Source organism: Oceaniferula spumae (assembly GCF_042849255.1).
In the GTDB taxonomy this organism is placed as follows: Bacteria; Verrucomicrobiota; Verrucomicrobiia; order Verrucomicrobiales; family Akkermansiaceae; genus Oceaniferula; species Oceaniferula spumae.
Genome location: NZ_AP026866.1, coordinates 403,201 through 428,825 on the forward strand (window position 1 = coordinate 403,201; position 25,625 = coordinate 428,825).

The window sequence follows — 25,625 nt, forward strand, 5'->3', positions numbered from 1 at the left end:
ATTGTGGGGGGTTAGGGAGAATATGATGATGTCAGCTGATGCGATTTCTTTGCTTTGCCACGGGGAGTTGAATCTGAACCAGTGGAGAGCTTGTTCATCAGGTCCAGATAGCTGCGCCAAATTTTTCTGCGGTCGAATTCTTGCTCCACTCTCTCGCGCCCAGACATTCCTAGACGGCGGGCTGTCGCATTGTTGTTGAGCACTAGCGTAAGATTTTTGGCGAGCTCTTCACTGTCACCAGGTTCAACCAAGAGACCGTCGAAGTGATCGTTGATCAGTTCTTTGACACCTGAGACGCGAGTGCTAATGACAGGCAACTGAAGAGCCCAAGCCTCAAGAATGGCCATGCTTAGTGTCTCACCCTCAGTCATGAGCACCGCAGCGTGCCAGGTTTGCATTTTCTTGATTAACGACTGATGACTCAGAAAGCCGGTAAAGCTGACGAGCTCCGTTAGCTTGAGTTCTTGAACAAGCGCCTCGAGTTTTGTTCGGTCCGGCCCATCACCGATGAGCTCTAATCTCAATGGTTTGACCATGAAATCATAGTCAGCCGATTGAGAGAGTAGTGCGAATGCTCGAATGACTGATTCAAAGTCTTTGCCAGAATCCATCCGGCCCTGCATACCGATGACCGTGTATTTAAAATCAGATATGACTCTTCGAGGATATAGCCTCAGCTCCAGACCATTACCGATCACACTCGTCCTATCCTCTTTGAATAAGAACTCAGAACGTGCATGCACGATCTTGCGATACTCCTCTGTTAGGAATACCGTATGGTCAGTGAGACGATGGGCAAGAGCACCTAGAACCCAGTCTTTTTGGGTTTTGAGTGCGTTTGAATGATGCTCGACAAAGACATTAACGGGTTTGACCTTGCTGGTTTTCAACATGCCCGAGCAAGCAGCACTAATGGCTGTATCGTGGTGATGTGAGATCACCATTTTGGGAGCCATTCCCTGAATGGCATTGCTCAAGGCTTGACGAGCTCCGAGTCCTACACCCGGTTTTTTTACGATTGTCTTATGCGCAATGTTATTCTCTTCACAAAGCGTCAGATACTGTTCGGCGGTCGGTTCAACTCCATAGAAAATAATGCCGTGGGAAACGCCAGCACGGCTTCCCTCCAGAGCAAGCCCGGTCGCGACAGCCGCTTGGCCGCCGATACCGGGGTAACAGATATGGATGATATCAGGCACGTTCCGCTTGCGTAGTTGAGGTTGAAAGTTGGACCTTTGAAGTTAAAGGTTGAGTGTTTTCGAGAAGCTCAGATTCGTCAGGTCGTGACCATTGCAGCATGATGAAACGCTTGGATGTTAGGTTGATCATGATGATGCAAGTGGTCCAGTAAGCTAGGGAGGTATGGAGCAGCTGACTGAAGGGAATGAATATGCCGACTGCCAGAAGGCACAGCCCTCCCCTACCTCCAGCGGCGACACATTTGACGGCCATCGAGCCGAGAATGATCAGATAGAGACCTGCGAAAACGACTCCTCCATCAATCCATACGGCGACGAGTTGATTGTGTGGCTGCCACTTCCCAGTGCCTGTGCCTACTCCGTGACCCATCACCGGCTGTTCACGTACCGCGTTTAACCCGTCCGTGAGATCCTTCATGCGTTCTCCGGATGCCATCTTTTCTGAGTCCTTACCCATCAGGGCACCGAGTCGGTCTTGAATGTCTGATTGTCGAAGGGCCTCTGAGGACATGTGGGAAACCAAATACACAATACCCGCGACTACCACTGGGACAGTGACAGCAAGCGCTTGCAGAACAGCCGTTGGTTTACGGCGATAACTGACGACCAAATAACTGACGCTGATAAGAACCTCCGCGATCATGCCTGATCGGCTCAATGTGATGGCAACAGCGATAAAGCTCAGAGCCATCATGCCAAACGAAACCCAGATGTTTCTATTGTAGGTGAGGAAAACGGCAAGTGCGAGAACGATGGCGATGGCCGCATTGTTAGGATCTCCGTGGAAACCTGCTGCACGGCCAGTGACGATGGTGAATTCATGCACACCGAACCACTCAGCAATGTTGGCCAACGAGCAAATGATGACGATGGCTGCCGAGGCAATAGTTACCGGTAAGGAGCTCAAACGATGAGTCACCCCCAGGAACCAAGCGATGCTGAATACGGAGACTAACAAGGCACCGTGAGTCATCAACGGATAGTATCTACCCGAAGGATGATCATAGCGCTGTAGAACCGTGCTTTCGAATATATAGAAAACGTGGAACAGCAAAATCAGCATCGTAGTCACGGTTAAATCCGGCCGCCGACCAAGGGTAACCAAGATGCAGCCTACTGACGCTGCGGCCAAGTAGATCGCAGGACGAAGCGGAAACAGGCCATTGGAGTTCGCCCATTGGATCATGTAAGTAGCGTAAGGAACCGTTAGAGCCGAGAATGCGAGCGTAGCCATGCACAACCACCAGACACTCGGGCGCTGCTCATCCGTAGCAGCGGAAAGTCCGATGTTGGTTGCTGTGGTTGGCTGGTTGCCGGAATTCATCATTTCTAGAGTTGTTTCTTAGCGTGCCCCCTGCATGGCTGCTCCGACGGTGCGTAAGGCAATTTGGAGATCCAGTGCCAGGGTGGCGTATTTCACATAGTAAAGGTCGTAAGTCAGCTTCTGCTTGGCATCTTCAATGCTGTCTCCGTATGGGTAATTGATCTGCGCCCAACCAGTGAGGCCGGGTTTGAGCAGGTGACGTAGATTGTAATGGTGCAGTTCTTCATCGAGGGCGGAGGTGAACTCTGGACGCTCCGGACGTGGACCGATGAAGCTCATATCCCCTCTGAGGATGTTGAGAAACTGGGGCAACTCGTCGATCCGGCTGCGACGTAGAAATTTGCCAATACGGGTGATTCTTGAGTCACTTTTACTGGCCCATTTAGCACCACCGGTTTCGGAGTCGACACACATTGACCGGAGCTTGTAGATGGTGAAATGACGACCATATCGCCCTACTCGGATTTGATTGTAAAACACCGGTCCGCCATCCTCTAACTTAATGGCAATGGCGGCCATAACGAGTAGAGGTAACGAAAACAGCAACCCTACGATCGCCAATATGATATCGCAGACGCGCTTGCTCATCAGATAGCTCGGAGAGGAATTGGCGAATGATTTACTGAACAGACCTGAGTTGGGAATCTGCCACGTGGGCATCGTTTGATAGTGTTCCTCGACGTATTGTGAGAACGGAGAAATGGTTTTTCCAGCGGCCAAAGCCTCTACCAATGGCTGTTCTAACACTGCCCAGTGTGCGGGCTGATAAACGATGTGATCACAATCGGTGGAATTGATCCGTTGGCACAGACGCGGCAAGGAAATGGGGTAACTGGAAGCGTTGAAATCTTGAACGAATGCAGGATCTTCTCCCTGTTCACGCAAGCTGAGTGTTTGGATCTTCAGCGGCAGTGGGCCACCCTGTAAAAACTGAATCGCTTCTTCACAGAACTGTTTATCCCCGATCAAGCTGATCTTGGGCATGTATGACGAGCTGAAAAGCCAAGTGCCGGAACGGATCACGAACGCACAGGTTGTGGCAAGCAGCATAGCAATGACGGTGACGTAACGACCAATCGGCTGATAGATCATGAAACCGATCACCATCGAAACGGCCACCGCTCCGATGATGGAGCAGAAAAACAACTTAATGGCGAGAGGGATTATATTGCGTCCCAGCAAATGGTTTGTCAGGCCAAGCACGTGTGAACATGCCGTGAACGAAACTCCAAATACCATCGATGTTAGAATCACGATGAAAACCGATGGTGGTGTGGAGTCAGCTGATGGAGTCAACTCAAAGGCGAGTAAACAGCTACTGGCTGAGACAATGAGAAAGGCCAAGGACCAGAACTTCTCATTCAGGCGACCCACAATCACCCGGGCACAACTTATACTAGCGAAGCGTGCGTAGGCACGATCGATTGATTCTAGCTGAAAAGGAGAAGAACTCATGACTTGGGGATTTTTAAGAATAACAGACCCGCCGAAATGGCATGAACCAGAGCTGTAGCGATCAGGATACCTGCGAGCCCGAAGTGTGGCGCGAGGGTGATATCGAGAAAGAAATTGGCGACCAGCGCTGTCGTGGAAACGATACACATGTATTTGATTCCGCCTGTGGCGATGACCATCCGTGAGGCCACGATGCCGAGAGCTGCGGCTGGGAATTGCAAACTACCCCAGCGTAAAGCATCAGCGACACGATATGTCTCGCCTGAACCAAACTCCCCTCTCTCAAATAACAGACGAGTGACAGGCTCAGCCAGGAACCATAAGCCGAGAACCATGGGGATAGTGACTAAGAGAACTAGCCAAGAGACTTTGCCGCCAATCTTTCGAAGACCTGCATAGTCAGAATTGGCACTCATCTCGGAGAGGTATGGTAGCAGAGCCTGTCCTAGCGCGACACCAGCTAAGGAAAGCACAATGCCCAAGACTTTATCGGCGTAACCAAGTGTGGCTACAGATCCAGCATCAAGCCGGGAGGCCACTCCCATATCAATCACCACACAGCCGCCAAATGCTGCACCTCCTAACAAGAGGAGCATGCAGTCGCGCATGAGTTTCCCTGTGCCGTGCCCACGTAATCTGGGGATCATGCTCTGAATGCCAAATTGCCTAACAACTCCGCCCATTAACATGCCGAGGTAGCAGAGTGAACCAACTACAAGTCCAATGGCTAAAGAGTAGATTCCAGTGGAGGAATACAGAGCGAATAACAAGCAGATCGCGACAGCCGGAACCACCGCTGGAGCGAGTGCACCAAGACTGAATTTCATCTCCGCCTGCAGTGCGGCTGTGGCAGCAGTTGCAGTGCTGTAGATGATTGAGAATAATAATAGCAGCAGGAACAGATTTCGACTTAGAAGTGTTTTTTGCTGGTCGAAATCACCACCTAACATCTGCATCAACGGTCCACTGCATACGGCTAAGAGAGCGCAGATGACCACGGCTAGAAGTGTTTGTAAAAAAATACCGTTAGCTACAACTGACACAGCGGCTTTTTCACCAAGCTGTTTTTTGGCATTGGCATAGGCAGGAACAAGGGCTGTTGGCATTGCAGCCCCAAGTAATCCAGCCAGAAGAGTTGGAACCGATAATGCAAGGACGTAAGCGTCCATAGCATCGCTGGTGCCAAACATGGAAGCCGCCGCGGCATCGCGTAAAAAACCGATCCCCTTGGCCGCCAGACTCAAACCCGCGATGGTGCTGATACAGCGCACTAACAACCTCAGAACCGACTTCTGAGGCGGGGCTATGTCACGGGTTACGGTCGTGCTCGACATGGGTTAACAAAATAAGGGTGGAAAGATCCGTTTTACTTAAGAAATGTGAACAATTATATAAATAATATGCAAACTTCGGTCAAACCAGATCCTCGCCAGCGTTTTTACGCTAAATATTAATACTTCCAAGAAAATAATGCTTATAATTTATAAGTATTGTGTTCAAACAATGTTTAGTGTAATATTTTTGCTATTCAGAGGGTAATTTCTCGACAATCTTTCAGAAAAAGATCATTAAAAAGTGCTGAGGCAACCCTGATACCTAAAAATACAACGGATTTACAGCCTTCCCCAACCCTTACAAAAATGAAATCCTCACTCAATACCCTCCAACTAAAGCGGAGTATTATCACCGCCTTCCTCTGTTCCGTTCTCTTTGTCTGTGTCAATTTACTGCTCTACACGGATGCATTTAAAAACATCGGCCAAGAAGATGGAGTGGCAGAAAACATCGGTGCGGTGAGCTTCTTTCTAACATCGATCCTGTTCTTTAAATTGTTTTTGGCGGCTCGGAAGACGCCAACTCCAAAAGAAGGTAGAGATCTGGGAGGATGGTATTGGTTTCTGGCACTGGCTCTGCTTTTTTTCTTTGTCGCAGGAGAGGAAATCAGTTGGGGGCAGCGAATTTTCGGATGGGCCACTCCTGATTGGATGCGGGATAGCAATGTCCAAGAAGAAACCACCATTCACAATCTGGAGATTTTCAATGCTCATACCAAAGAGCACGAGTTAAAGCCGTTCTGGCAATCACTCATTACAATGAACCGGATGTTCTCCTTGTTCTGGTTGGCATGGTGTTTTTGCATGCCACTGGCGATGGCATTTTCTGCCAAGCTTCGTCAGTTGGTGGCATTTTTCGGAGTTCCCATACCTCGCTTCTTCTACGGTTGCTTGTTTCTCGCCACCTATATCGCCGCAAAGAGCTTCGTGATCGTTTTGCAACCTGAGGAGCTGATCATCGAATTCCTTGATGAAATCAAAGAGTCGTTTTACGCCGTGATCTTTCTAGCGGTGGCACTGAATTTCGTGAAACGATCGAAATCCCAGACCGAGCAGGCTTAGGTTTGTTAGGCCTTTCTCTGCCGACACTTCAGGTAAAACTCCAGCGTCTTTTCGACCATGGTTTCGAGACGGAACTGTTGTAGATACTTGTCTCGTGCTGCCCGTCCTAAGCGCTGCCGTTGTGCCTCATCGTTCACTAGTTCCTCCAGGCGGCGATGAAGCGTGTCTTCGTCTCCGCGAGGAATGGTGAAGCCGGTCACCCCCTCGGAAATGGCTTCCGGTGCTCCGCCGACAGCCGATACCACCGTTGGGAGCCCTGCTGCCATGGCCTCCAAGGTGGACATGGGAAATCCCTCCCAGTCAGATACCAACGCAAAAATGTGTGCCTGTGCTAACAGAGGGTAGATACGATCGACGTGTCCGTGAAATACCACGCGGTCGTCAACGCCCAGCTCTTTAGCCAGATTTTTAACCTCTTCCTCACGAGGACCGTCTCCTAATAAATCTAACTGAGTGGTGGTATCTTTGGCTAAATACCGCAGCAGTTGCTCCGGCTGTTTCGGCCATGCCATACGCCCGATCGATACGATTCTAACATGGTCAGTCGGAGGCTCGTATCCGGTTTCGGTTACATTGGTATCGGGTCGGCCATTGTAGATCACAGTGAGCTTATTAGTATCAAACCCGAGCTTCTTGGCATGGCCATGATCGTATTCGCAGACACAAATGATGCCGTCCGCCAGTCGGTGCACACGGCTTTCGATTTGTTTGTAGACAAAACGCTTCAGTGGATTGCCGGAAAAATTGACCGACCACCCATGCACAGTATGAACGTTACACACCTTGGCCCGGGCCGCAGCCAGTCTGCCAAGAACCCCAGCCTTCGTGGAGTGGGTGGCCACCAAGTCAGGGTTGATTGTTGTGATCAAATGATAGAGTTCCCTCGTGGCTCTGAAGTCCTTCACGGGTGAGATTTCGCGAAGTAGGCTTTCTATGCAATGTAGCTCTACCCCCTTTACCTCATCGTCACTCAGGGCACAGCCGCCTCCGAATGCCAAATGCACCTCATGACCCTCGGCGCGCGCGGCCTGACAGAGTTCTATCACATGACGCTGGGCGCCACCGATCGAATCCATTCGGGTGATGATTTGTAAAATGCGCATGGGGAAAATCGATTAATGCACCGGCATCTATCCCTCGTCAACGGTGAGTAAAGTTTGTTCCACGAACCCTTGTATCTCGACTCTAACACCGGCCACTTCCAGAATACCTTCAACGCTCGCTCCGGAGAGCGAAATCTGGTTGGTCTCCGATTTCAAATGATAAGCAGGCAGGAGGCGTCCCCATGTGCCCTCGCGGTAACCTTCCTGATGCAGGTTCGTCGCTGTGATCGCGACAGGGTGAGGCATCGACATGGAAACCACACGTTGCTTGACAGCCAGACACGGCAGCGAGTGAGTATTGGTCACAGCCTCTGAAGAGAAGTTGTAACAAACTCGCTCCATACCAGCCTGCAAACAAGCTTCGGCAAGTGCGTTGCCCCCGATGTATTGTTGAACATGATGCTGCTCGGTGAGTTTTCTAACCTCATCACCGGTCACAGAGCTATCGACGAGAACAAGCTTCAGGTCAAAATACTGGGCAAAGGCAATGGTCATCACCTCTCGGCAGTTTTCCAAACCTGACCACTCGATTATGACAGTCTGTCCCCGTCCAATTGCGTTGACGTCCCCCACCTGGATGGCATTGGCGGCGATACGTTTCTGCTCGGCCAATGGGCGCTCTCTGAGTGTGTTTATGCTGATATGATATTCGTCTAACACATCTGCAGGTGCAGCCAATATGTTCACTGAGTTGCCGATGACTTTCATCGGGTTTTCCATTGGCAAGCGCTGTAGAAAGGCATCGGCTCGTAATGAGGCGACCTTGTTTCTGGTTTCGACGGCGTCCACTTCGTCAGGCTCGATGAGCTCGCCAAAATTCACAGTGACTCCGTAGCGGATACGATAAGGTATTTTGTAGATGAACTTCTTACGTTCAAACGAGAATATCGAACCCCACAGACCGTCCATGGCAGCTGGAAGCACTGGGCATTTTGCTTTGCGAGCAATCATCTCAAAACCTCGCTTGAATTCATTCATACAGCCGGTTCTGGTCAATTGACCTTCCGGGAAAATGCATACCATGTGCCCCTCATTAAGTGCCTCGGCGGCGACCCGCAGAGCCTCTTTCGCGCGTGTTTGTGAGATGGGGACCGTATCGAAGAGCCGCACGAATTTTCCAATCCACGGATGCGAAAAATACCCGTCGAACATCAGGAAGCGCACCTTGCGCGTGCTTGCACAGGAGAGAATAAAGGCATCGACGTAACTGACGTGATTAGGGGTCAAAAGTACACCGCCTTCCTTGGGGATGCGATCGGCATTCAGCACACGCACGCGGTAGAAAATTTTGAATAGTCCCAACACGAATATCCGCACGACGTGTTGAGGTAAAATTCTAGCCGAGTAACTGGTGGCCCAGAGAGCAATCACCGCGAGGATGCTGAATTGAACCCAATATGGAGCACCTGTCTTCGCAAGAACTCCCTGCAGCACCACGGCAATCAACCCGGCGATGCAATCGAGTAAATTCAGCCCCGCGATGATACGGCCTCGTTTCTCAGGAGGACAAACATCTTGAAGGTAGGCATTCAGTGGAACCAGTAAGATTGCGCCGCCCGCACCAGCAACCATCAGCCAGATCTTTATCCAAACGGAACTGATAGGTGTCATGGCCAGCGCCAGCGAGCCGATCACCATTATCATGCCGCCCACAGGCACCAGACCGAGCTCGATGTTCTTTTTACAGATCAGAGAGGCAATCACGCCACCCAGCGTAATGCCGCCACTCGCCGCCAGCATTAACACCGCGATGTCAGTGCCAAATCCGTAACCCCCGCCGGTCATATCCTTGCCCATCTGGATCGCAGCGAGGTTTAAAAAGCCGGCGAAGCCCCAGAAAAAAGCGGCTCCGGCGGCACTAAGCCTAATCCTTCTATCTTCCCATAAGTCTTTGAGCTGACCGAAATGCTCCCAGAAGATTTTTTTCTCAAACCGACGGGATCCCATCGCGGGAATTTTTTCAATTCCATAGGAAATGGCAATCGTCGGTAATGCTCCTGCAGCAATCAGAACGAGTGGGAAAAAAGCAGCGTTCCAGCCGTTTTCAATGCTGCCAGGTAGGATTTCCTCAAACCCGCCCAAACGTATATCAAACCACCAACCGGACAGTATCTGCCCCGCGCACACGGCTAGGACCACTGACATTTCCAAGACACCACTGGCAAACCCCAGACGACTGTGACCTACAAGCTCTTTGACAATCCCCCTCTTCGCCGGACTCAGAATCACTGATTCTACTGACAGCATGAAGAACCCTGCCACCGCCATCCAAAGGTTCCGTTGCAAAACGGCAAGTCCGATCCATGCCAATACTATAAACTGCAGTATGATCGCTCCACGGATGACTGAGGTCTTACTGTAGCGGTCGGATATCCAACCTGCAATTGGAGCAAAAAGAATGAAGGGCAGCACGATTAGTGCACCCAACATGTATTCCAGCCCTCCCGCACCTGGTATCGATGCCATTAAGACTCCCCCCAAGGGAATCAATAAGAACTGTGCCGCTTTATCATTGAATGCATTCTGCGTCTGCAGAGTGAACAAACTCCAAAACGAAAACCAATTTCTCCGGGTCGGTTCCCCCTCGATTTCCGGAACCAGATCACTCGTTTCGCCTGTCATTGAATGCATGCTGCCCATAAGATCGGAAAATAGCGATTCGATCAAATCGATATGCGATATGCAAACATCTATTCAAACAATGTTTTTCAGCTAGAGGTGGTGATTCTGAGGTCTAGATAAATATGTGCCCCCTGCTGTTTTGATCCATCCTAGCCTACGGTTTCGTTACAAAGTTAGCATTTGCACAGCTGACGGCACGAGGATTGCTGGAAAATGGGAGAGACCTTGAAATATGTATGTTCGTTTGGCCATTAAACTTTCCTTGCCTCTATCAGCGTTTTCCTGTAAATAATGCCACTCGTTACCCGAAGCATCCCTCATGAAACTTGTTACCCATTACGCATTACCTGCTTTAGCGATCACATTTCTTCTCTCCAGTTGTGGAGATCCCGGCACTCCTAACCCGAATCAGGCAGCTCCTATTCGTGCCGCTCACGTGAACCCCTACGAGCCAGGAACGTATGCCCATTTCAAGGCGCAGAAAGGGTATCCAAGGAATTATGGTGTTTGGAAAAATGAAGCGGTGCTCGCGCGCACAAACGCCTCGAATTCCAGTATCCGCATCGATCTCTCCGATCAGCGTGGCTACCTCATGAACGGCTCGGAACTGGCCATGGACTATCCTGTAGCCACCGGAACATCATCACACCCCACCCCAACCGGTAATTATCGCATCGTCGAAAAGATCGCGAGCGGCAAAAGCTCCAGCACCTACGGTAAAATCTACAACGCTTCCGGAGGATTAGTGAAATCCGATGCGGACAGTCGTAAGGATAAAGTTCCTGAAGGCGGTAAATACGTCGGAGCTCCTATGCCCTACTGGATGCGTCTTACTTGGGATGGCATTGGTATGCATAAGGGCAATGTCCCCCGTTACCCAGCCTCTCACGGTTGTATCCGGACCTACTACAAGGTCGTTTCAACAGTTTACGGCAAAACGCGTGTTGGCACCAGAGTCAGTATCGTTCGATAGCGTCCCTGTTTCTCCATGCGGTCAGCTTTTCAAAGACTGGGCTACATCTCCGTACTTTGTGCCGCCTCAGTCTCGCTAGTGAGCTGTTCGAGCTCTTCTCTTAGCCAGCAGAAACACGCGCAATTTTGCCAACGTCACGACTACCACTCCAGCTTGGAGGTTTATCGTGACGAGGCACTGTTACAGCAAGCCAACGGCAGTAATACCAGAGTAAGAATCGACATTTCTGATCAGCGCGCCCAGCTACTCGTTGGTGATAAGCAGGAAGTCGCCATGGATTTACCGTGTTGCACGGGTAAAGCGGGAAAACGGACTCCGGTAGGAACATATCCGATTAAGAAAAAGATCGCAGCCAAACGCTCGAATATCTTTGGATCACTCTACAAGAACGGCCGCCAGGTTCATCGTGGAGACCGACGGAAATACCGTGGCAGCTATGATCGTTTTGTCGGGTCATCCCTGCCCTATTGGATGCGACTCACTGATAGTGGCATAGGAATGCATTACAGCGCCTACGTGCATCGGCACCCTGGCTCTAACGGTTGTGTTCGCATGCCTCGTGAAGCCGTCCGAACGATTTTCGCAAAGACCCTGGTGGGAACTCCGGTAGACATCGTTCACTAGGAGATACGAGTAACCTCTTGTTTCTCCAAAGTTCTACATCAACTCCACGCCAAAGCGTTTCATCACCCAAGCTGTTACGATGAAGAGCACGGCGGTCAATACGCAGCCGGCCAGAAGAGTCCAGCCGTAGCTGATGCCTCTGCGCAGCATCCACGGCATCAGAAGAAACATGGGCATGGTTGGGATCACGTACCAGAAAGTATACCACGCATGGTTGGCGATCTTTTCGGTTTGCTCTTGCCCTTTCAGTTCAAAAAACATCCAGGTCATTGCAAGAACTGTGACGAGCGGTAAGGCCGCGATGAGGGCTCCCAATTTATCACTGCGTTTGGCAATTTCAGAGATGGCTACGACGACAGCGGCGGTAATAAAATATTTTAGAATGACAGGCATGGAAACTTGTTCTTGGAACGGGCGTATTTGAGCGTATTCTTACCGCATCATGCAAGTTTATCCCGCGATCGCTATCTTTTCACTCACCGCCTCTTTGGTGGCCTGTTCACCCAGTGTGGCTCCGACCGCAGCACCGGCTGCCAGCTATGCTCCGGCTGAGGCAACATCTATCCGACTCACCGCCGCCCAGAAGGCATCGATAGGTCGTAAAATCTGGCAGAATGAATCTGGTGGAAAAGTAACAGGGCTGACGCACTGGAACGATGGTGAGGAATTTCCATCACTGGGCATAGGTCACTTCATCTGGTATCCAAAAGGTTTCAACGGACGCTGGACAGAGACCTTCCCTGAGTTCGTACGATTCGCCACCGGCCGCGGTCACAAGCTACCAGCCGTAGCATATTCCACCGATTGCCCATGGCCTAACAAAGCAGCATTTCAGCGTGACTTCAATGGTCCACAACTCAGTGGCTTACGCACATGGCTAGCTGCTAACGTCGGCATACAGACTGAATTCATCGCCTACAAATCGCGGGCCGCTTTGCCTAAAATCCTCAAAGCCGCACCAGCAGCACACCGTGCCCGGATTCAGGCGAATTATAACAAAGTCGCCACGACCTCGAACGGCATTTATGCGTTGGTGGATTACGTTAACTTCAAGGGCGATGGCACTAATCCCCGCGAGACCTACAATGGTCAGGGGTGGGGTCTGATGTGGGTGCTGATGGAAATGCGCGATGTTCCTTCAGGCCAAGCAGCAGCTGCCGAGTTTGGAGCGGCTGCCAAGCGCTGCCTTGACCGTCGTGTTAGGAACTCTCCACCCGCACGTGGTGAAAAACGCTGGACCCCAGGCTGGCACAATCGCTGTGACTCCTATGCGAGACCAATGTAGTTGGGATTTTCACCTAAAGAACAACCATTGAAGGCGATTTTAGATCCTGTGATTCGCAGTGCGAATGATCTCTCCGAAGTGGCGAAGAAAATAGCCGCTGACGGAGTCGAATTCTTCCGGAGCAACCTGGGCAAACTCCCCCTGCTCTCTTCTGTGCGTGCCGTCGAGTCCAGCGAGCTAACGAGTAGGGATGAAACCCACTACTTTCTGGTTCCCTACCGACTCAGCGAGTCTGACTACGCATTATATACCCATCGTGTGTTGCCGGAAGGCGTTGCGCCGGAAAACGCTCTCCCCAAGGCGCGTATTTTCCACCTTCCTAACATGGACACTCTGGCCAAATTGGAGGAATTGATCACAGAGCAACTAAAAGATGACAACCTCCGGAAGATCAACAGCTCGGCGCCGCTGGCGGATCGGCTTGATCTCATTGCGAATGAAATCGACAAACAATCCAATCGAATAACCGGAGGTCTGGTGCTCATCGGAGGTGTGGTTGCGATAGCTAATCCTCTGTTAGGTGTCGGAATTGCAGCCAAAGCCTTACTGCCGACCTTGGGGTCGAAACTATCAAAGCACGGTATCAGTCACGCCACTGATTGGCTGAGGGAGAAAAAACAGAAAGCCTCGGATCGGATTGCTGGTAGCGAAGCCAAGAAAGCAGTCAAAAAGCTCCCGTCCGAAGTGCAGGTTGACCCGGTTCTAACTTTGTTAGAGTCCGCACTGTCGACACCGACAGCTGACCACGATCCGTCTTTTGAATTCTCCCAGTTAATGAACGACCCTAGTGAAGCGATGGCAGTCGTGCACACAGCAGAAGCAGTTTCATGCATCTACGAAGATTGTCTTCAGCAGCCAGTGAACTACACTGAGGCAAAACTCGATGCCTCTGATGTCGCTTGGCTCAAAAGTTTGGCCGAGCTAGGCTCGCGTGAATAAGAGCGGAGCATGGGCCGTTGGTTCGGGTAAAAAGCCCCCTGCCCTCATTAGCAACCACATCCACTGCCACACGAGTGACCGCCTGATGAAGCTGGTTTGCTGTCGGATTTTTTAGATCCTCCTTTGCCGCCCTCCTTGCTGGCGCCTTTTTTATAGGAGTCGCTACGGTAATCGGTCTGGTAGAAGCCGCTGCCCTTGAAAATCAATCCGGCACCAGTGCCGAGAAGCCGTTTAACTTGGCCATCACAGGATGGTTCCGGACAGGATTCAAGTTTGGGATCACTCATCTTCTGGAAGATCTCGAAGACGTGTCCGCATTTGTCACAACGATAATCGTAGTTGGGCATGGTGGTGGTGAACTGGTTATACTAGGCCTATTTGCCGTGCGTCTCGATACCTGCGGATGGGATTACGCGCAAGCAAGAAAGATGAACACAAGTATCGCGTATAGGGGCTGAGGAGATTGCTGACACTGAAAAGTTTTTCTGCATAGAACTCAACTTGACCCGTCAGTAATCACGAGTGATAATTTGTGTGAACAAAATCAGCCACATGAATCGCTCCAGCTCCCACAAGCCCCACTTCCAAAAGGAAATCTCTACTCCCAACCAGCTCCACGAACTCATGAAGATCTCGACGATGTTTACCTTCGCCTTGGCCGCAGTCGCCATAGGCTTTCTCACCCAGTGTTCACCTTATGACCCAGGCGGCGTTGGCTCCGGGAGTCAGTATCTTGCCGGCTATGGTCCTAGCCAAAGGCCACAAGTAGATGCTGCAGGAAACAATCCGGAAGTCGTTCAGGGATACTGGGACGGTGACGGGGTGCAAGGCCCACCTAAAATTGTCATCGTACGTGCTGAGCAAAAAGCCTACTTTTACAAAGGCAGCAAGCTCGTTGGCATGACACCTATTTCCACCGGTGATGAGGCACACGGCACACCTCCGGGTAACTTCAAGGTCACCGAGAAAGATATCGACCACGTTTCCTCTGCATACGGTGTGATCAAGAACATCGCCACGGGTGAGATCGTCAACAAGGACGCCGATACCCGTAAACATAAAGCCGGTCCGGGCGAAGTGTTCGTCAACGCCCCAATGCCTAACTTCTTGCGCTTCAATCACGGTATCGGAATGCACACAGGCTATCTGCCTGGTTATGCAGCTTCCCACGGATGTGTGCGCTTGCCCGACTACATGGCCCGTAAATTCTACGAAAACGCAGAGCTCGGGACTCCTGTGATTGTGAAATAATATCTTGAGAGCACTCGCATCTTGCGCCTTACTCTCCTTATCCTATTTCACCCACTATGGCATCTTCCCTTGTTCTCACCGTTTGCGCCCATGACCGTCCGGGCATTATGAGTCGTATCTCTGGCCTCGTCACCGAGGGCGGAGGAAATTGGCTGGAAAGCCGCATGGCTCGGCTTGGAGGCCAATTTGCAGGTATTGTGCGGGTTGCTTGCGAGGATGAGGCCGCTGCGGAGGCACTCCAAGAGTCTCTCAAAGTCCTCTCGGAGGAAGGCATCGAGGTCTACTGTCACGACGAAGGCGACCTATCTGATTACCCTTACACTCGCTGTCTGCGGGTGGATATCTATGGCAATGACCGACCAGGCATCGTCAGCCAACTAGCCAAAACCATTTCCCAAGCTGGCGCCAATATCGAGGAGCTTAACACCTCCATTGAAAGTGCCGCCATGGCTGGACATCCTATTTTCCATGCATCCGGCACAGTCTGTCTGCCCGACAGCACGGATGACGAAGATCTCGTAGCAGCCATTGAAGGTCTGAGTGACGACCTCAATGTTGAGATCGGCTCGCTGGCCTAACTAGAGACCAAAGATCTCTGCCTAACAGCCTCATAGAGGCAAACAGCGGTGGCGACACTGACATTGAGGCATTCCACCGTGCCCGCCATGGGAATCTTGATCAGGAAATCGCAGCAGTCTTCTGTGAGTCGGCGCATGCCTGTGCCTTCCGCGCCCATGACGATACCCAAAGGTCCGGTAAGTTTGCTATCGTAGAGTGTGCCTTCCCCTGCGTCGCTGGTTCCTACCAGCCAGACTCCCTCGTCCTGTAACTTGCGCATGGTGCGAGCAAGGTTGGTCACCTGAATGAAGGGCACAGCATCGGCGGCGCCTACGGAAATACGCCTGACAGTATCAGTGATACTGGCAGACTTGTCTTTGGGGGCAACCACTGCAGCTACACCAGCCCCATCGGCAGTTCTAAGAATTGCGCCTAGGTTGTGCGGGTCCTGCACACAATCGAGAATGAGTATGAGCGGAGCCTCTTGGCCACTAATGATTTCGTAAAGATCTTCTTCGGGGCGGACCTTGCCTCTTCTGCCGGATCCAGCGTAGGACTCGCTGTTTTGGCCACCTCGCGCACCACCTGGACGACGCCCATGTTTAGCATCGGATGATCGAACGTGTTTGTTGTCGCGGGCTTCCCCTTCTTTTCCTCTGCGGCGCATAGTAGTGTGTGTTGGCAAGCCCTCGATTCGAGAGCTCGGATAAATAAACTCGAATCAGAGCTCCTGTTCGATTCCCTTGAGTTCAAGGAACAGACTGTTCCACTGCTCAAGATTTGGCTGCAGCTCCATTTTTGCGTTGGAAATGTGACGTCGCACACTCTCTAGCAGGCTGCCATATTCGATGTAGAAATCCCGCACGCCGTCTCGGTAATCAGTGCCCAAGGCATCTGCAAAAGGCACCCGGGAGTCATCGAGCCTTTCGCTGAACGATTCGATGATTTCCTTGCGTGTTGTTTTTGCGCGGATGATGAGCGCGACCATGCAGGAAATAGCCGCTGCTAAGAGTCCGAGTGCCAAGTATGGATCTGGACCAAGCTTCATGGCTCCAGTTACTCCGGATGCCATCAACAAGATCAAGGTGGCGTAGAGCCAAGTTTTCAAATGAGACTTCCGCTCGGTGAGCTGCATGTCGAAGCCACCGCGGATTTTCAAATTCACCACCGCCTGTCTGGCGGCGCGACCCATCCGCTTGATGAAACGCTCTCTGGTGTCGCCAAAGCCGCCTGTCTCTTTTTCAAAATCGCCGAGAGGAATAGCAAGGCGCTCTTTCACTCGAGGGCGCACGGTCTCCCAGTGCTTGCGGCATTCATCGACAAGATGTTTTCCGTCATCGCTGGCCTGTTGTTCAACCGCCGATTTCACGGAGTCGATCAATGAGGTCTCGATCATCTTGGGGATGTTCTCAGCTGAGAAAAAGCTCTTGAGCGTCGGGATGACTGCCAGTTTTCTACTGATCAACTCTTTAATCTCATCGCCTTGGGATGTGAAAACATCGCGCATGCCAGCGAATTTGACCCCGAAGTCGGATGATTGTTTTTCACGTTCCTTATCAACTTCTGATTCGATTTCGCGCAGGAAGCTCTCGTTCCCTTCAAGGAGCCGAGTGCGCAATTCGATCATGTCCTCAATGTTGCGCAAGACAGAGGTGGCGGCATCTCGAACATTGCCAAGAACTTGACGGCGTGCTGGAGAGTCGGTGACGATTTCCGAAATGTATTTTTCAAGTGCCGGGTAGCCACTCTCTCTCCATAGAGCATCGCCGAATGGAGTCTCGAGCTTAGCTTGAAGTGCCAGTTTGCCTGAAACAGGGAAAATCGGAGGGATGAAACCGATGCGCTTGTGTGAGAGGTCACGCATGTGACCGAGGATCACTTCCAAGTCCTTATCATCGCGCAAGTCTGCCTGCTGGATGATGAAGATGGACTTATCGAGCATCTCCTTGTTTTGCTTGGAAATGAAATCCCAGGTCGAAGCACCCCAAGGGTTGCTCGCTGGGAAAACCCAAAAAATGAGATCGGATACGGGGAGGAAACGATCTGTTATCTTCTGGTGCCCTTCCACCACGGAGTTCGTGCCGGGGGTATCCACCAGGTTGAAATCCATCAGGAAATCAACTGCACGGTATCTCTCCTCGAGGATTGGCGTGATCTGCTTGTCGTGGTTCTGCTCGTTGTAGCGATACCACTGCACCCGATCAGTCTCAGGCAGCACATTGGTCTTACAAACATCCTCACCAAACAGACCGTTCAGCAAGGTTGATTTACCCGCATTGACTTCGCCGCAGACGACGAAGAGAAATGGGTTGCTCAACCCCTTAGTGATATCGTTTTCGAGTAGATCCTTTTTCTCGGCTCCGGTTTTTTCTGCAAGTTCAAGGACACGCAGCACAACGTCAGTAAGGCGTTTGCGTGTTTTAAAATACTCTTGTCCGAACATAACGCTCTGTTAGAGATCCGAGGGTAGAAGGAAAGACAACCTGATGTAAGGGCGGAGATCTGGAAGTCAGACCGACTAGCGGCTGGCTGGAGAGCTTGGATTCAGCGCCAGCAGTTGGGAAACGGTGACAAATTTGAATCCTTTGCGAAGCAGTCCATCCAGAGTGCCGGGCATGGCATCCACAGTGGGCTTGTGAAGATCGTGAGCCAGAATGATGCCACCGTTGCGGGTGTTGTTCACAATGCGAGAAGTAACCACTGAAACACCCGGGCGTTTCCAATCTTCAGGATCAACACTCCAGAGAATGGTAGGATAGCCATACTCTTTGTAAATCCAGGCGCGCTGGTCCTGACGCAGTGCTCCGTATGGAGGACGCATGGTGCGAGGTTTGACACCACTTGCTGCGACGATGGCGTCACGGGTTCTGTTCAGTTCACTACGCACAGAGGCATCGCTAAGTGCGGTCAGTTTCGGGTGGCTCCAAGTGTGGTTCCCGATCTCGTGACCCTCAGCAACGATGCGGCGGGTGATTTGTGGGTAAAGATTCACGCTGCGGCCAATGACGTAGAATGTGGCCTTGATGTTGCGCTCACGCAGCATGTCCAACAAACGCGGTGTGTTCTGCGGGTGTGGACCATCATCGTAAGTCATCGCGACGTATGGCAGAGATGTGCGGCCTCTGGAGTGACTGACACCCACTCCCCCTGGAGAGCTGCTAGGTAATGCGATATCAGGATTTCTTAGAGCCGGTGCACGCAGTGTAGGTGTGCGGTATGTGGGGTTAGCCGTTGTTTTCTTTTGAACTTTTTCTTTCGCAGAACAGGCGACAAGCATTGTCATTGCGGAGAGCACGACAAGCATCATTGGGTTTTTAATTGTCATAAGTAATTGGGGAAATAGTGAGAATCGCAGTGGTTAAAAATATTAGTAAGAGTGTCGGCTGATAAAAGCGCAGCGGACCGCACTGGTAGATAGGGAAATACGCTGCTGTTGTCACGCTTTTCTTCCTCGCGTAAGCAATAGACTAGCACTGTTCCAGACGTTTTTTAAACACAAAATGAATCGGATCTGATCGGGATTCGATTTTCGCTGGAAATGACTTAGAATCAATGTGTCCTAGGCTTGAAAAGTGCATTGCGAGACAGATGAATGGAGAAAAGATCATTATTTTATCTATTTCGCTATTGCAAAGCATCAAAACACAGCGTAGAGACTCCGCCGTCCGCAGGGAAAACGGTTTTAACCAAACCACCTTCCTGCTTCCAAGAGCCCTATAGTGTAATTGGTAACACACCGGATTTTGATTCCGCATTTCCAGGTTCGAGTCCTGGTAGGGCTACTTTCTCTCCCGTCAGAGAAGTTCCCCGCTCTACACCGCCTTCGCCAAGCTTCTTGGTTCGGCGGTTTTTTATTGGGCAGCTGCGGCTTCGGCACACTTCATGCCGTCGAGAGCTGCCGAAATGATCCCTCCTGCATAACCAGCACCCTCACCGCAGGGATAGAGTCCAGAAATTTCAGGATGCTGCAGATCGCTTTCGTTACGTGGAATACGCAGCGGACTGCTGGTCCGAGTTTCGAAGCCTAACAATCCGGCTTCCTCGGTGATGTATCCTCTCATGCCTTTACCGAACTTTTTCAGACCTGTCTGCATCCGCGAGGAAATAAAGTCAGGCATGATTTCATGAAGTGGTGCTGATGTTAGGCCCGGAAAATAACTGGTGTCCGGCAAGCTTGAGGAAACTTTCCCTTCAAGGAAATCCGTGACTCTCTGGCCGGGCGCTTTTTGAACGCCGCCTCCTGTCTTCGATGCGAGCACTTCCATGAATTTCTGAAAAGCAATGCCGGATAAAATACCATGTTCCTTGTCGAAATCTGCGGTGTCCTCGGGGTCCACGCTCACCACCATGCCGCTGTTGGCAAAGGGCGAGTCTCGTCGGGCCAGCGACATGCCGTTGACCACGACCTCATCGTTTTCCGTTGCTGCGGGCACGATAAAACCTCCGGGGCACATGCAGAATGAATGAACTCCCCTGCCCCCGATTTTACAGGCCAACCGGTAACGGGCCGCAGGCAGAATGCGCGGGCGCTCCGTGCCACGTTGATAGTGATATTGAATACTATCAATCAATGGCTGGGGATGCTCTATGCGCACCCCTACCGCGAATGTCTTTTTCTCCATCAACACACCTTGTTTGGCTAACAGCGCATAGATGTCTCTGGCGCTGTGTCCTGTGGCTAGAATCACCGAGTCACCAATGAACTCGCGACCATCGGCAACGGCAACACCATGAACTTTGTCGCCATCCCCTTTTAGGAATTCAACCACTTTAGCTCCGAAATGCACTTCACCACCAGCCTTGAGAATGCTCTCACGCATGGCTTTGACTACATTGGGCAGTAGATTGGAGCCGATGTGTGGGTGGGCGTCTGTCAGGATGCGTGTTGGAGCGCCGTGGGCAACCAAGGTTTCGTAGACATCATACACCGGACCACGTTTCGTTGCTCGTGTGTAGAGTTTTCCGTCCGAATACGTTCCGGCACCGCCTTCGCCGAAGCAATAGTTAGAATCTTCAATGACCCGCCCTTCTCGCATGATCGGACCAAGATCGAATCGGCGCGCGGAGGCATCCTTGCCTCGCTCTAGAACGATGGGCTTGCAACCAAGTTCAATGGCTCGCAATGCGGCAAACATTCCAGCAGGACCGCAGCCGACAATGATAATCCGCTTCGCCTGCTCTGCCACGGGGGTATATTCGGCATGGTATTCCGGTTCGGCCGGTAACGGCATGCCGATGCCTACCTCGATGCGTAACTGCACTTTGATTTCACGCTGGCGGGCATCGATAGAGTGCTTACGCAGTCGCATCTCCTGGATCTGTTTTGGATGCAGGTTCAGTTTGCGTGCGATTTTTTTACGCCATGCCTCCTGATCCTCGGACCGTTCAATGGCGAGGATGATATCGACGGTTTCGATGCGATTCATGTTATTGGGCGATTGGCTGCTTGTTACCCTCGGCATCGACATTGACGAAGCTGACGCAGGTGGAGAAAATCTCCGTTTTGTCATCACCGCTTCCACGGATGACAGAGACTTGGTAGCTCAACGAAGTGGTGCCCATTTTAACTCTCTGGCAGTTGATTTCTAGAATCACCCCTTCACGCACACCGTGGTGGAATTCCACCTTGTCCATGCCGATCGTCACGAAGCGCCGGCCCGGAAAATCAAGTGTAGCAGCAATCCAACAGGCCTCATCGATCCAGCTGAGCATTTTGCCGCCAAAAAGGAAACCATACTGATTCAGGTCCCCTGGCATCACGAGTCGGTGAGTTTTCATAAAGTGAAGAGTGTCGCAGGGTGCCATCAGGCTTTTTCAATCTGGATACGCTTGTAGCGCGAATTGCCCTTCGGAGAGCTGGTTTTAACGCCCTCAATGTCCGCGAGGGAATTGTGTGCGAGTCTTCGGTAATATGCATTGAGTGGGTTCAGACGGCGGGGTTTGCCATCCTGAATGACTTTCTGTGCCATTTCCTGAGCCGTTTTGATAAGCTCGGCCTCTTGCTGCTCACGGTAGTGATCACAGTCCACCTTCACTCTGGCTGAGTTTGGGTAGTGTTTACTCAACACACGGTTCATCAGATACTGGAGATCCTCAAGACGATCTCCGTTTTTGCCGATCAAATGTGCGCCTTGATCGGTGATCATGTTCAAGCAAGGGCCATCGTCTGATTCAGTCCTTTCATACTGAACCTCGAAGCCCAGTTTGCTCAGCATGGTATCAAGAATTTTCTCTGCAGCGTCGACCTCATTCATGCGTTACTGATAGACAGATCAAATAGAAACGTCAAACGCCACTTCCTCGATCGTCATGGCAATTCTCACCTCTGAATTTTTCCCTTGAAATATGAAGCGCTTGTAGAAAATTCGGCGGTGCACGCGGTCATTTGCCTTTCTTGGCTGTCATGACTGTGTCATTGCATTGCCTGCCATGATTGAAGTCAACAACCTCAGCAAAAACTACGGGGCCAAAACCGTAGTCAACAATCTGTCATTCACGGTTAACAAGGGAGAGGTTCTCGGCTTCTTAGGGCCTAACGGAGCCGGAAAATCCACGACCATGCGGATGGTGACCGGGTTTATTTCACCCACTAAAGGTGATGCCAAGATCTGCGGCGTCTCAGTGGTTGATCACCCCAAGAAAGCAAAGAGTCACATCGGCTACCTCCCGGAATCGGCACCGCTCTACAATGATATGACGGTGCAAGATTTCCTCAAATTCTGCGCCTCCATGCGCGGGCTCAGAGGTAGCACTTCAAAGCAAGCAGTCAACGCAGCAGTCGAGACATGTTTCTTGGAAAATGTCGCCCGCCAATCCATCGGCACACTGTCAAAAGGTTACCGTCACCGCACCTGTCTGGCCCAAGCGCTATTGCATGATCCAGACGTGCTGATCCTTGACGAGCCGACCGATGGTCTTGATCCGAACCAAAAACACGAGGTTCGCAAACTGATCAAACGCCTCGGCGAAACCAAAGCGATCCTCTTTTCCACCCACATCCTCGAGGAGGTTGATGCCTCTTGCACCCGCGCTGTGATTATCGATCAGGGTAACATCGTAGCCGATGGTACACCGGCCGAACTCCGTGCCCAGTCCGGAACCGATTCCCTCCACGATCTTTTCCGTGATCTAACTACCAAGGAAACGGCGGCCCACTAACAAACTCTGACAACTGTCTACTAACATCTGTCCACTGAATCATGTTCACTATTTTTAAACGAGAACTGAAAAGTTACTTCACCCAGCCCACGGCTTATGCGGTGATTGTTATTTTTCTGTTCATGTCGCTCTTTTTCACCTTCTCGTTAGGTAACTTTATCGAGACTGGTGATGCCAACCTTGAGTGGTCGTTCTTCTTCTGGCATCCGTGGATTTATATGCTCTTGGCACCAGCTCTTGGTATGCGTCTTTGGTCGGACGAGCAGCGCAGTGGCACGATCGAACTGTTGGGAACATTCCCCACGACCATTTGGTCAGCGATCCTCGGCAAATACCTGGCAGCAGTTGTGGTCTGGGGGATTGCATTGCTTCTAACATACCCGATGGTGATGGCTGTAAACACCCTCGGAGACCCGGACAATCTGACAATTTTTTCAGGCTACATCGGAAGTTTTCTTATTTGCTGCACCTTTCTTGCGATCACCTGTCTGGTATCCGCTTTCACCCGTGACCAAGTGTCGTGTTTGATCATCTCTTGCAGTATTTGCGTGCTGCTTGTGGTGATTGGTTTCGACCACGTGGTGAGGATCTTCGCACAGACATTCTCAGAAGCCACGACAGACGCGATTGTTTCAACCGCTGTGTTAGATCATTACCAACCATTGCTACAGGGAGCGCTGCGCTTTCAGGATATCATCTACTTCGGATCGATCATTGTCGCCTGTTTGCTCTGCACCAGCGCCATTCTGAACTCGAAACGTTCTTAGGCCCTCAACTCACTATTTATTTTCCATCATGGCCAAAACTCAAAAAAAGGAAGCTGCCACACCTGCCAAATCAGGTGCAAAAATCACCCACCCGGTGGTTCGCACGATCGTGGGGATTGTTGCGATCGTTTGCATTTTGATTTTCTCTAACTGGCTAGTGCGCTCCACTTCGCTAGGCAATAAAACCATCGATCTCACAGAGAACAAACGCCACACATTGACTCCTGGAACGGAGGCGATTCTCAGTGAGTTGGAAAGCCCTGTGATCATTCGCTACTACGCCACCAGAAAAAGTGAAGCGATGCCACGTCGGGTAAAATCCTACATGCGCAAGGTGGATGATTTGTTAGCGCGATACAAAAACCTCGCAAAAGGAAAAATCAGGATAGAAAACCTCGATCCTGAGCCAGACACGGATGCCGAAGACTCCGCGAACATGGATGGAATCAGTGGGCAGCGGGTTAACGATGAAAACCTCTACTTTGGCATGGCGATTTCCTGCCTGGATCAACAAACATCCATTCCATTTTTAGACCCCAGCAATGACACCATGTTAGAGTATATGCTCTCCAGTGCCATTGCCAACGTCACCACCTTCACCAAACCCAAAGTCGGCTTGATGACCACTCTACCTCTGGCTGGAACGCCCCCTACCCAACCAGGTCAAGAGCCTGGAGCTGCGTGGATTATTTTCCAAGTTCTGAGACAGCGATACGAGATTCAATATTTAGGCATGTCACCTAAGGAATTGGATCCCGAACAAACTCCTGTGCTGCTATTGGTCCATCCTGCTGGATTGACTGCACACACTGAATATTTGATCGATCAGTATGTTCTAAAAGGCGGCATTGTCGTAGCTTGTCTGGATCCTTTTGCCCTCACTGCACCGCAAGCCGATCCGCGAATGCAGGGTATGGGAGGTGCGGTTGCCAAGTCGTCCACATTCCCCAACTTGTTAAAAACCTGGGGTGTTGGCTTTGATGCTTACTCGGTGATCGCGGATGGAAAATACGCCACTGACTTTGGCAATGGCCAGCGCATGCATGCGCATCTTTCTTTGAGCACGGATGCCATCGTCGCCGATGACGACATCGTGACCAAGGGGTTTGAAAATCTCTATTTTCCCTTGGCTGGTGGTTTCACCGTTCAGGGTGGAGGCGGTGTCGCCATCGACACTCTGGTGCGCAGTTCGAAACAAGTGGTGCTCATGGCCGGACAGGAAGCAACACGCCCGGACAATGGTATCTTCGCCCGTACCCAACCGACTGGGAAGAACTACGGCTTAGTCATGCGTCTACGGGGAAAGTTTAAAACGGCCTTCCCTGACGGTGATCCAGCCGAGGCCAAAAAATCGGATGATGCCCAGGATGAAACTGCCGAAAGCGAGCCAAAGCCCAGCTTAAAAGAAGCGACCGAAGAGAGCTCTGTTTATCTGATTTCTGATGCTGATTTTCTCTTCGATCGAGCCTGTTTCCAACAAACGGCGCAGGGATACGCACCGGTCAATAATAACGCTGCCCTATTGCAAAACATCCTCGATCAATGCACCGGATCGAAACATCTGATTGGCTCACGTAGCCGTGCATCGACCACTCGACCATTCACCATCATCAAGGAAATGGAGACCGATTTTGAAAAGGATTTGCATGAGGATGTTGAAAAAGCGCGCAACTCCATGAATGAAATCGTGAAACAGTTGCAAGCTCTGCACACCGAGAAAACACAGGGAACGACCCTTGTCCTCTCTCAAGAGCAGGAAGCTAAGATACGTGAACTGCAAGCCCAGCAAATGAAACTGCGTCGTGATCTCCGTGAAAAAGAGAAGGGCCTGAGAGATCGCAAGGACCGGCTTTATGCCAAAATCACATGGCTGACCGTTGCTTCCACCCCGCTCTTCGTCGCTCTCACGGGGCTCTGTGTCTGGCTTGTTCGCCGCAGATCCACTCGAGCCGTCTAACGTAATTTTTCTAA

General features: G+C 51.2%; 24 protein-coding genes and 1 tRNA gene. 11 read left to right on the forward strand and 14 right to left on the reverse strand.

Features of this window, described 5'->3' with window-relative positions:
• Positions 1-11: 11 nt before the first annotated feature.
• From ACSPJT_RS01710 to murJ, 4 genes are read right to left on the reverse strand one after another with little or no spacing between them, the layout of a single operon-like run.
• The gene (locus ACSPJT_RS01710; RefSeq protein WP_435894642.1) at positions 12-1,199 is read right to left on the reverse strand and encodes a glycosyltransferase family 4 protein; all 1,188 of its coding nucleotides are present in this window, start codon (positions 1,197-1,199) and stop codon (positions 12-14) included.
• A complete protein-coding gene (locus ACSPJT_RS01715) occupies positions 1,192-2,526 on the reverse strand; it encodes an O-antigen ligase family protein (RefSeq protein WP_435894643.1) in 1,335 nt (444 codons plus the stop codon). The genes ACSPJT_RS01710 and ACSPJT_RS01715 overlap by 8 nt, the downstream gene beginning before the upstream one ends.
• Positions 2,527-2,541: 15 nt before the next feature.
• Positions 2,542-3,978: an exopolysaccharide biosynthesis polyprenyl glycosylphosphotransferase gene (locus tag ACSPJT_RS01720; protein ID WP_435894644.1), complete on the reverse strand. Its 1,437-nt coding sequence runs from the start codon at positions 3,976-3,978 to the stop codon at positions 2,542-2,544.
• On the reverse strand, positions 3,975-5,312 hold the full coding sequence (gene murJ, locus ACSPJT_RS01725; protein WP_435894645.1) for a murein biosynthesis integral membrane protein MurJ: 1,338 nt from the start codon (positions 5,310-5,312) through the stop codon (positions 3,975-3,977). Before murJ ends, ACSPJT_RS01720 begins: the two co-directional genes overlap by 4 nt.
• 306 nt (positions 5,313-5,618) lie before the next feature.
• On the opposite strand from murJ, the gene ACSPJT_RS01730 reads away from it, so the two are divergent.
• Positions 5,619-6,374 (forward strand): hypothetical protein, encoded by a 756-nt coding sequence (locus tag ACSPJT_RS01730; RefSeq protein ID WP_435894646.1) that lies wholly within the window; start codon positions 5,619-5,621, stop codon positions 6,372-6,374.
• A 5-nt stretch (positions 6,375-6,379) separates the two neighbouring features.
• On the opposite strand, the gene ACSPJT_RS01735 is transcribed toward ACSPJT_RS01730, so the two are convergent.
• A complete protein-coding gene (locus tag ACSPJT_RS01735) occupies positions 6,380-7,477 on the reverse strand; it encodes a glycosyltransferase family 4 protein (protein ID WP_435894647.1) in 1,098 nt (365 codons plus the stop codon).
• A 27-nt stretch (positions 7,478-7,504) separates the two neighbouring features.
• Entirely contained in the window at positions 7,505-10,108 is a 2,604-nt protein-coding gene (locus ACSPJT_RS01740; protein WP_435894648.1) for an MFS transporter, read from the reverse strand.
• 310 nt (positions 10,109-10,418) lie between these two features.
• On the opposite strand from ACSPJT_RS01740, the gene ACSPJT_RS01745 reads away from it, so the two are divergent.
• Positions 10,419-11,072 (forward strand): L,D-transpeptidase, encoded by a 654-nt coding sequence (locus ACSPJT_RS01745; protein WP_435894649.1) that lies wholly within the window; start codon positions 10,419-10,421, stop codon positions 11,070-11,072.
• A 153-nt stretch (positions 11,073-11,225) separates the two neighbouring features.
• A complete protein-coding gene (locus tag ACSPJT_RS01750) occupies positions 11,226-11,696 on the forward strand; it encodes a L,D-transpeptidase (RefSeq protein WP_435894650.1) in 471 nt (156 codons plus the stop codon).
• A 33-nt stretch (positions 11,697-11,729) separates the two neighbouring features.
• Here ACSPJT_RS01750 and ACSPJT_RS01755 read toward each other — a convergent pair whose 3' ends face one another.
• Positions 11,730-12,089: a DUF3147 family protein gene (locus tag ACSPJT_RS01755; protein WP_435894651.1), complete on the reverse strand. Its 360-nt coding sequence runs from the start codon at positions 12,087-12,089 to the stop codon at positions 11,730-11,732.
• Between the two features lie 49 nt (positions 12,090-12,138).
• On the opposite strand from ACSPJT_RS01755, the gene ACSPJT_RS01760 reads away from it, so the two are divergent.
• Together ACSPJT_RS01760 and ACSPJT_RS01765 are read left to right on the forward strand one after the other, a co-directional pair.
• On the forward strand, positions 12,139-12,981 hold the full coding sequence (locus ACSPJT_RS01760) for a hypothetical protein (protein ID WP_435894652.1): 843 nt from the start codon (positions 12,139-12,141) through the stop codon (positions 12,979-12,981).
• Between the two features lie 27 nt (positions 12,982-13,008).
• Positions 13,009-13,920, forward strand: a complete 912-nt coding sequence (locus ACSPJT_RS01765) for a hypothetical protein (protein WP_435894653.1) — start codon at positions 13,009-13,011, stop codon at positions 13,918-13,920.
• Positions 13,921-13,967: 47 nt separating this feature from the next.
• Here the strand turns inward: ACSPJT_RS01765 and ACSPJT_RS01770 are convergent, their stop codons facing one another.
• Positions 13,968-14,267 (reverse strand): FmdB family zinc ribbon protein, encoded by a 300-nt coding sequence (locus tag ACSPJT_RS01770; RefSeq protein ID WP_435894654.1) that lies wholly within the window; start codon positions 14,265-14,267, stop codon positions 13,968-13,970.
• A 205-nt stretch (positions 14,268-14,472) separates the two neighbouring features.
• On the opposite strand from ACSPJT_RS01770, the gene ACSPJT_RS01775 reads away from it, so the two are divergent.
• Positions 14,473-15,171 (forward strand): L,D-transpeptidase family protein, encoded by a 699-nt coding sequence (locus ACSPJT_RS01775; RefSeq protein WP_435894655.1) that lies wholly within the window; start codon positions 14,473-14,475, stop codon positions 15,169-15,171.
• Between the two features lie 56 nt (positions 15,172-15,227).
• On the forward strand, positions 15,228-15,749 hold the full coding sequence (locus ACSPJT_RS01780; protein WP_435894656.1) for a glycine cleavage system protein R: 522 nt from the start codon (positions 15,228-15,230) through the stop codon (positions 15,747-15,749).
• Here the strand turns inward: ACSPJT_RS01780 and rlmB are convergent.
• From rlmB to ACSPJT_RS01795, 3 genes are all read right to left on the reverse strand, one after another.
• On the reverse strand, positions 15,746-16,396 hold the full coding sequence (rlmB, locus tag ACSPJT_RS01785; protein WP_435894657.1) for a 23S rRNA (guanosine(2251)-2'-O)-methyltransferase RlmB: 651 nt from the start codon (positions 16,394-16,396) through the stop codon (positions 15,746-15,748). The two genes, ACSPJT_RS01780 and rlmB, sit on opposite strands and share 4 nt — an antisense overlap.
• Positions 16,397-16,450: 54 nt before the next feature.
• Positions 16,451-18,172 carry a dynamin family protein gene (locus tag ACSPJT_RS01790; RefSeq protein ID WP_435894658.1) on the reverse strand — a complete coding sequence of 574 codons (1,722 nt, stop codon included), beginning with the start codon at positions 18,170-18,172 and terminating at the stop codon, positions 16,451-16,453.
• A 75-nt stretch (positions 18,173-18,247) separates the two neighbouring features.
• The gene (locus ACSPJT_RS01795) at positions 18,248-19,054 is read right to left on the reverse strand and encodes a polysaccharide deacetylase family protein (RefSeq protein ID WP_435894659.1); all 807 of its coding nucleotides are present in this window, start codon (positions 19,052-19,054) and stop codon (positions 18,248-18,250) included.
• Positions 19,055-19,439: 385 nt separating this feature from the next.
• Between ACSPJT_RS01795 and ACSPJT_RS01800 the strand changes: the two genes are divergently transcribed.
• A tRNA-Gln gene (locus ACSPJT_RS01800) sits at positions 19,440-19,511 on the forward strand.
• 69 nt (positions 19,512-19,580) lie between these two features.
• Here ACSPJT_RS01800 and ACSPJT_RS01805 read toward each other — a convergent pair.
• Genes ACSPJT_RS01805 through ACSPJT_RS01815 form a run of 3 tightly spaced genes read right to left on the reverse strand, consistent with a single transcriptional unit; the run spans position 19,581 to position 21,983 of the window.
• Entirely contained in the window at positions 19,581-21,155 is a 1,575-nt protein-coding gene (locus ACSPJT_RS01805; RefSeq protein ID WP_435894660.1) for an NAD(P)/FAD-dependent oxidoreductase, read from the reverse strand.
• A 1-nt stretch (position 21,156) separates the two neighbouring features.
• Positions 21,157-21,507: an acyl-CoA thioesterase gene (locus tag ACSPJT_RS01810; protein ID WP_435894661.1), complete on the reverse strand. Its 351-nt coding sequence runs from the start codon at positions 21,505-21,507 to the stop codon at positions 21,157-21,159.
• 26 nt (positions 21,508-21,533) lie between these two features.
• The gene (locus ACSPJT_RS01815) at positions 21,534-21,983 is read right to left on the reverse strand and encodes a protein jag (RefSeq protein ID WP_435894662.1); all 450 of its coding nucleotides are present in this window, start codon (positions 21,981-21,983) and stop codon (positions 21,534-21,536) included.
• 175 nt (positions 21,984-22,158) lie between these two features.
• On the opposite strand from ACSPJT_RS01815, the gene ACSPJT_RS01820 reads away from it, so the two are divergent.
• The 3 genes from ACSPJT_RS01820 to ACSPJT_RS01830 are packed head-to-tail and all read left to right on the forward strand — an operon-like array spanning position 22,159 to position 25,611.
• The gene (locus ACSPJT_RS01820; protein ID WP_435894663.1) at positions 22,159-22,887 is read left to right on the forward strand and encodes an ABC transporter ATP-binding protein; all 729 of its coding nucleotides are present in this window, start codon (positions 22,159-22,161) and stop codon (positions 22,885-22,887) included.
• A 41-nt stretch (positions 22,888-22,928) separates the two neighbouring features.
• A complete protein-coding gene (locus ACSPJT_RS01825; protein ID WP_435894664.1) occupies positions 22,929-23,654 on the forward strand; it encodes an ABC transporter permease subunit in 726 nt (241 codons plus the stop codon).
• A 28-nt stretch (positions 23,655-23,682) separates the two neighbouring features.
• Entirely contained in the window at positions 23,683-25,611 is a 1,929-nt protein-coding gene (locus ACSPJT_RS01830) for a Gldg family protein (RefSeq protein WP_435894665.1), read from the forward strand.
• Positions 25,612-25,625: the final 14 nt, after the last annotated feature.